Here is a 6,841-nt window from a genome sequence, read left to right on the forward strand (position 1 = left end):
CAGTCTACACTTTAAAGCAGCACATTTACCTCGTTTAAGATAAGTAACGAATAGAACAGTGAATGGAAGAAAAGTGAACAAAAAGCCACTTTCAGCGCCTGGTTGGCCTATCGATATTGTATTAGCCTCCTACAATGGACAAGAATACATCGAGGCACAAATCCAATCAATCCAACGTAACCATGGCTACAGTCACTTGGTTAACAGGATCATTGTGATGGATGATGGTTCAACCGATAACACGATCACTATCATCCAGAAACTTGCCGTCAATGATGATAAAATCGAGTTACATCAATCGAATGAGGGAAGCCTTGGCCCAAGCCAAAACTTTGCCCGGGGGTTAGCCTTAACGTCGGCCCCATTTGTGATGCTGAGTGACCAAGACGACATCTGGTTTCCTGATAAAATCGTAACCAGTTATCAGTACATCAAAACACTGAATTCAGCGCAGCCTCTTCTTGTGTATTCAGATCTTTGTATTGTTGATTCTAAGCTGAACGTGATCAATAACTCGTATTTCGCCTACAAAAAAATCCCCATCAATTGGGGAAACACATTTAATCAGCTGTTACAACAAAATACAGTGTCTGGGTGTACCGCGATTTTTAACCGCCCTTTACTCGACAAGGCCTTACCGATTCCAGAATCGGCATACATGCATGACTGGTGGTTGGCACTGGTCGCCAAGCAATTCGGTAGCCTAAAACTGATTGAGCGCCCTTTAATCCAATACCGTCAACACAAAAATAATAGCATCGGTGCCAAACCTCATCGTCTATTACAGATACGTCAACACTATCAAGACTTTTGTTTCAGCGTGGACAAAGTCGTGATACAAGCAAATGCATTTAAAGCCTATTTCAGTCATCAGCTTGATCCCAATGCCCTCAACCAGCTGACGCTACTCAGCGACCTAAAGCACCTGTCGCGTAAACAGCGATTGAAAGCATGGATCAGTAAAAGATTGAACCGCAGTCACGTTAAAGCTCGCATTGTGCTGCTTACCTACTTGCTATTCACTTGTAAGTAAGTCACATTTTGCGTTATGCGATCAAAAAACCAAGCGATTGAGAACATCATGGATAAACGACTATACCTTTCTTTACTCTTACCGTTAGCCCTCGCAGGATGTGGGGGAGGCGATGACGGTGGTGGCTCTAAACCGACCCCTAAATATACCATCGATTTTGCTAGCTTCTACGTCACCGAGACCGAGAAAGATAGCACCCGCTGTGACATCTATGACGAAAAAATTTATTATGAAAACGTTGATCCCAGCGATCCAAACTATGACCCCGACGCTGAACCTGAAGTTGATTATCGCGAGTGGGTACATGCTAATAAAGTTAAGAACACACGGCTAAGAGTTGCGGTGCATAGTGCTCAGGGCCAACTGCTAGAAACATACTCTGCTGGATCGTCGTCGTGGTCTAATTCAGGCACATTGCAGATCAACAAAAGTAAAATACCTAGTGATGGTTATCTCACTATTTACGAAAGTGTAATCAGGCCGGGCGGCATCAAGTTTCTTGACAGCGTCTCTTACCACAAATCTTTACTGTCAAATAATATGCGCTTCAGTGACTTTCAGCCACAGCGAGGAGAGGGGAGTTGTATAACGACCGGCCAGGATTTTCCTAACCTCAGGGACATAAAACAAACACTTGAAGACGGAGGAGACTCAAGTGGTCAGGTGTTTGGTATCAACTCTCGTTATGACACTTTTTGGGCAACGTCTCCCATTAATGTTGAGGCAAAGTTAGACAATAAACAGAGTTTAGCCGTACGCTACGAGCGTCTAGAGTCAGACACGCCCGAGAACGTGGACGACTCTATCCAAAAAGATAAATATCGACAAATTAATGCCTATCGCTTATTGGATCTTAGAGATATCACCAGCAAGCCGTTAGAAATGAACGAAATTGGTGATGATTATCGCGATGGTACCAATTATTGGTATGCTCCCTTGGCTGGCAACGGAAGGTTAGACAATGTTTCTCTCTCTATCGAGAGTGGAGGAGAGCCGCTATTTTGGCAGGCGTTGCCGAATGATCGTGATGGTTACTATGGTTATGCGCACAAAATAGGTGGAACAAATTACTATATCAGTGGTAGTGGTGTCGTCGATGGGTGGGGAATAGAGTTCACCGATAAGCCCAAAGATGTGAGTACAGGTATCGATTACTCAACATGGTTACAAAATCTTGATATTCCGTACCGGACTGATACCGAAATTGTCTCATGTGGTAGCAGTGAAACAGGTGCGTGCCTGAGAAGCTATGCCAGTGGTGGAGAGGGAAGTTGGGACATTCAGCGAAGCTTTTTGCTACTTGAAGATGGCTTTGGAGGACAAATACGGCAAGTTATATACTCTAAGCCTCAATCTACGCTGCCGTTGTTGACATTTACTGGTTTCGATCTGTTTGTTAACGATAACCTGCAAAAGTCGAAAGTGTCATTGTTCAGCTCGAGTGATCGTGATGCATCAGAGTTTTTCTTCTCTGGAAAGATCGACGTGCGAGGTATCGCCACGGCTGACCCTCAAGCAAGTCTCGATCCAAATAACGATGGTATGGCGTTGTTGCATACTGAGTTTGAGCGTGCGGAGGCTCTTTCAGAACTACGGGTACAGCCACTCAAAGTGCTTAGTGCAACAGACTAGATGCGTATGGTGAACGACTGTCAGGCCTTGACTGCGAGTAAAAGCCCGATAGATGACTGACTAAATAACAATCCAATATCAATGATACCGTCGCCCCTCCCCGTGAACTAATCGGGGAGGGGCGCTTTGTTGTTCCAAGGTGTCTTTATTTCAATAAAATGACTCGGTATTATTGGACGCCWCTAAATGCAGAGATGATATTGTCAAATGATGGAGTCGCGGAAGCCAAGCCGCTAGCCACGCATTGTGACTCTACTGAAGTATGACTAAACGCAAGGAATTACTGTGAAAATACTGATTACAGGTGGGGCGGGCTTTATAGGCTCGGCATTGATCCGCTACCTTATCGCGGAGACGAACCATGAGGTCATTAACCTTGATAAGCTTACTTACGCAGGTAACCTCGCGTCAGTTGAAGAAGCTGCGTCCTCTCCACGTTACTGTTTTGAAAAAGCGGATATATGCAATCGTCCTGAGTTAGAACGTGTATTTCAGACGCATCAACCGGATGCAGTCATGCACCTCGCAGCAGAAAGCCATGTTGATCGCTCAATCGACGGACCTTCCGCCTTTATTGAAACCAACATTATCGGTACGTACACACTCCTTGACGTGGTAAAAAGCTATTGGCAAGCACTTCCATTAGAGCGTAAAGAAGGGTTTAGGTTTCACCATATCTCGACGGACGAAGTGTATGGCGACCTCCCACACCCCAGCGAGCATCGTCAGGGTAAACTGCCCATGTTCACCGAAAAAACAGCCTACAAACCGAGTAGCCCTTACTCTGCGTCTAAGGCATCCAGCGATCACCTCGTTACCGCGTGGGCGAGAACCTACGGCTTGCCGACCCTGATTACCAACTGCTCCAACAATTACGGGCCGTATCATTTCCCAGAAAAACTGATCCCACTGGTGATACTGAACGCCATAAACGGTAAGCCGATCCCTGTTTACGGCCTCGGCGATCAAATTCGCGACTGGCTCTACGTCAAAGATCACGCCAGAGCCCTGCTTACTGTCGTTGAAAGTGGTAAAGCCGGAGAAACCTACAACATTGGCGGCCACAACGAAAAAACCAACCTCGACGTGGTTGAAACCATTTGCGACTTGCTTGATACCCTGCGCCCCCAAAGCACGCCGTACCGTGAGCAAATTACTTTTGTTAAAGACCGGCCAGGCCACGATCGCCGCTACGCGATCGATGCTAGCAAAATAGAAAAAGAGCTTGGTTGGCGCCCGCAAGAAACCTTCCAATCTGGCATTGAAAAAACGGTGCGCTGGTATCTTAACAACCAAGAGTGGGTCGAGGCGATTCAATCGGGTGAATATCGCCAATGGGTCGAAAAGCAGTATGGGGAGCAGTAAACTATGCGGATATTGCTTTTTGGTACCGATGGACAAGTAGGCTGGGAGCTACAGCGTTCACTTAGTTACTTAGGTGACCTATTTTGCGTGGGGCGTGACCACCCCGAATATGAAGGGGATTTTCTTGATCCGAATGGCCTCGTTCGTACCGTCGAAGCGATTAAGCCCGATGTGATCGTCAACGCGGCGGCTTATACGGCGGTTGATAAAGCCGAAACTGATCAAGAAACCGCGTTTCAAATTAACACCCATAGCGTGCTGGCATTAGCAAAAGCGGCCGAGCGACACCAGGCATGGCTCATTCACTACTCCACCGACTACGTTTATGACGGTGCCGGAGACACTGCGCGTGACGAAACCACGCCCACATCGCCGATCAATGTTTATGGTGAGACTAAGCAAATGTCAGAGCAGGTGATCCAACGCTATTGCTCGCGGTATCTTATTTTTCGTACCAGCTGGGTGTATGCCAACCGGGGCAACAACTTTGCTAAAACTATGCTAACGTTAGCCAAATCGCGGCGTGAACTGAGCATCGTTGACGATCAAATTGGCGCGCCAACTAGTGCAGAACTGCTCGCCGATTGTACCGCCCATGCCATCAGAAAAGCATACAGCTTATCTCAAACTGGTAGTGAAGAAAGCATAGTAGGCATTTACCACTTGGTAGCCAAAGCGTATACCAGTTGGTATCACTACGCGAATTTCGTCTTTGACATCGCGCGGAAACAAGGTATTGATCTGACGGTTGAAACTGTCGAACCCGTCCCTAGCTCTCATTACCCGACAGCTGCCGCTCGCCCTCATAATTCTCGACTGGATGTGTCGAAATTTGAACAAAGTTTTGGTTTAACCTTGCCCACATGGCAGTGCGGGGTTGAGCGAATGATAAAAGAACTTATTGAAGTCTAGTATGAAAGCACAAAAAAAACGCCGTGGGATTATCCTCGCGGGTGGATCAGGCACTCGCCTTTATCCAGTGACGCTCGCTGTGAGCAAGCAACTGCTGCCCATTTACGACAAGCCGATGATTTACTATCCGCTAAGCACCCTAATGCTCGCGGGCATTGATGAAATCTTAGTGATCAGCACCCCGCAAGATACGCCCAGATTCGAGCAATTGCTCGGCGACGGCAGCCAATGGGGCATAAAACTTGAATACGCAGTACAAGCATCGCCTGACGGGCTAGCGCAAGCGCTGATTATTGCAGAAGATTTTCTTGATGGCGCCCCCAGTGCGCTGATCTTAGGCGATAACATATTTTACGGCCATTCGTTGCAAACATTGTTAAGCACTGCGAATCAAAAAACAGAGGGCGCCACGGTTTTTGCTTACCACGTGCATGATCCAGAGCGCTATGGCGTCGTCGCTTTTGATGAAACCGGGACTGCCCGCTCACTGGAAGAAAAACCAACAACACCACAAAGCAACTATGCGGTAACAGGTTTGTACTTCTATGACGAAAAAGCAGTCGAACGAGCCAAGCAACTTACCCCGTCACATCGCGGCGAGCTAGAAATTACCGACTTAAACCGTGTTTATCTTGAATGTGATGAACTATCCGTTGCAAGAATGGGCCGTGGCTATGCGTGGTTAGATACCGGTACTCATGAAAGCTTAATCGAGGCGACAAACTTTATCCAAACCATCGAACACCGTCAGGGGTTGAAAGTGGCTTGCCCAGAAGAAATTGCTTATCGCAAAGGCTTCATTGATGCAAAGCAGCTTGAGCGTTGTGCTAAACCACTTGCAAAAAACGGCTATGGTCAATATTTGCTCAATCTGCTTGAAGGCGAATAAAACACATTATAAAGAATGCCCTCACGGTGGTTAAGATAAAGCCTCGGTGAGGGTATATGGAGTAAGCATGAACGCAACACCAACAAAAATTGCCGATGTATTCCTAATCGAACCAAAAGTGTTTGGCGACGATAGAGGTTTCTTTTTTGAGAGCTTTAATCATAAGCAGTTTGAGCAAGCAATCGGCCAAACCGTCACCTTTGTACAAGACAATCACTCTCGTTCCATTAAAAATGTGGTACGTGGATTACACTTTCAAACCGCTCATGCACAAGGGAAACTGGTGCGTTGTGCACTCGGTAAAGTGCTTGATGTTGCCGTTGACATACGTCCTGAGTCTCCCACGTTTGGCGAGGTCGTAACGGCTGAACTCAGTGCTGAAAACAAGCGTCAACTATGGGTACCTGCAGGTTTAGCCCATGGATTTAGTGTTTTGTCCGATGTGGCTGAACTGCTCTACAAAACAACAGACTATTACGCACCCAAGCATGAAGCTTGTATTCAGTGGAATGATCAAGATCTTAATATCGACTGGCAACTGGAAGGTCAAGCTATTCTATCAGCCAAAGATAAAATGGGCATGAAATTTAAAGATATTAAATGATGTTTTCTTCTTTCAAAAAAAACAGCCTATTGCTCAACACGTTAGTGCGTCGAGAGCTTGCAATGAAGTATAAAGGGACATTATTTGGCTTTCTTTGGACAATCATAACGCCAATCTTTATGTTGCTCGTATACTCAACAGTTTTTGTTGTCGTATTCAAAGCAAAATGGCACTTAGAGAATGCAGAGCAGGCCGATTATGCGCTTATGTTATTTGTTGGTTTACTGTGCCATATATTTATATCAGAAGTGATGACGACCTCCAGTAGTGTAATTTTAAACAATATTAACCTGGTTAAAAAAGTCGTTTTTCCCGTTGAGATTCTTCCTATAAACACAGTACTAACTGCTTTTGTTGGCTTTATCACGGGGGTTACTCTTTGCATTGCTTATGCAGTGTTAAAAGG

The 6,841-nt window shown here is 46.0% G+C and carries 7 protein-coding genes; all 7 read left to right on the plus strand.

Annotated elements, in window-relative coordinates:
- Window positions 1–73 precede the first annotated feature (73 nt).
- The gene (locus BZG80_RS12955; protein ID WP_158011555.1) at window positions 74–1,033 is read left to right on the plus strand and encodes a glycosyltransferase family 2 protein; all 960 of its coding nucleotides are present in this window, start codon (window positions 74–76) and stop codon (window positions 1,031–1,033) included.
- A 48-nt stretch (window positions 1,034–1,081) separates the two neighbouring features.
- Entirely contained in the window at window positions 1,082–2,665 is a 1,584-nt protein-coding gene (locus BZG80_RS12960; protein ID WP_077679539.1) for a hypothetical protein, read from the plus strand.
- Window positions 2,666–2,950: 285 nt separating this feature from the next.
- A complete protein-coding gene (rfbB, locus tag BZG80_RS12965; protein ID WP_077679540.1) occupies window positions 2,951–4,030 on the plus strand; it encodes a dTDP-glucose 4,6-dehydratase in 1,080 nt (359 codons plus the stop codon).
- A 3-nt stretch (window positions 4,031–4,033) separates the two neighbouring features.
- A complete protein-coding gene (gene rfbD / locus BZG80_RS12970; RefSeq protein ID WP_077679541.1) occupies window positions 4,034–4,942 on the plus strand; it encodes a dTDP-4-dehydrorhamnose reductase in 909 nt (302 codons plus the stop codon).
- A 1-nt stretch (window position 4,943) separates the two neighbouring features.
- Window positions 4,944–5,831: a glucose-1-phosphate thymidylyltransferase RfbA gene (rfbA, locus tag BZG80_RS12975; protein ID WP_077679542.1), complete on the plus strand. Its 888-nt coding sequence runs from the start codon at window positions 4,944–4,946 to the stop codon at window positions 5,829–5,831.
- A gap of 67 nt (window positions 5,832–5,898) precedes the next feature.
- Complete coding sequence (gene rfbC, locus BZG80_RS12980; RefSeq protein WP_077679543.1) at window positions 5,899–6,435, plus strand: dTDP-4-dehydrorhamnose 3,5-epimerase; 537 nt, start codon at window positions 5,899–5,901, stop codon at window positions 6,433–6,435.
- A partial coding sequence (locus BZG80_RS12985) for an ABC transporter permease (protein ID WP_158011556.1) occupies window positions 6,432–6,841 on the plus strand: 410 nt, incomplete at its 3' end. The genes rfbC and BZG80_RS12985, both read left to right, overlap by 4 nt.

The sequence above is a fragment of the Salinivibrio sp. MA440 genome, assembly GCF_001996265.1.
GTDB lineage: Bacteria > Pseudomonadota > Gammaproteobacteria > Enterobacterales > Vibrionaceae > Salinivibrio > Salinivibrio costicola.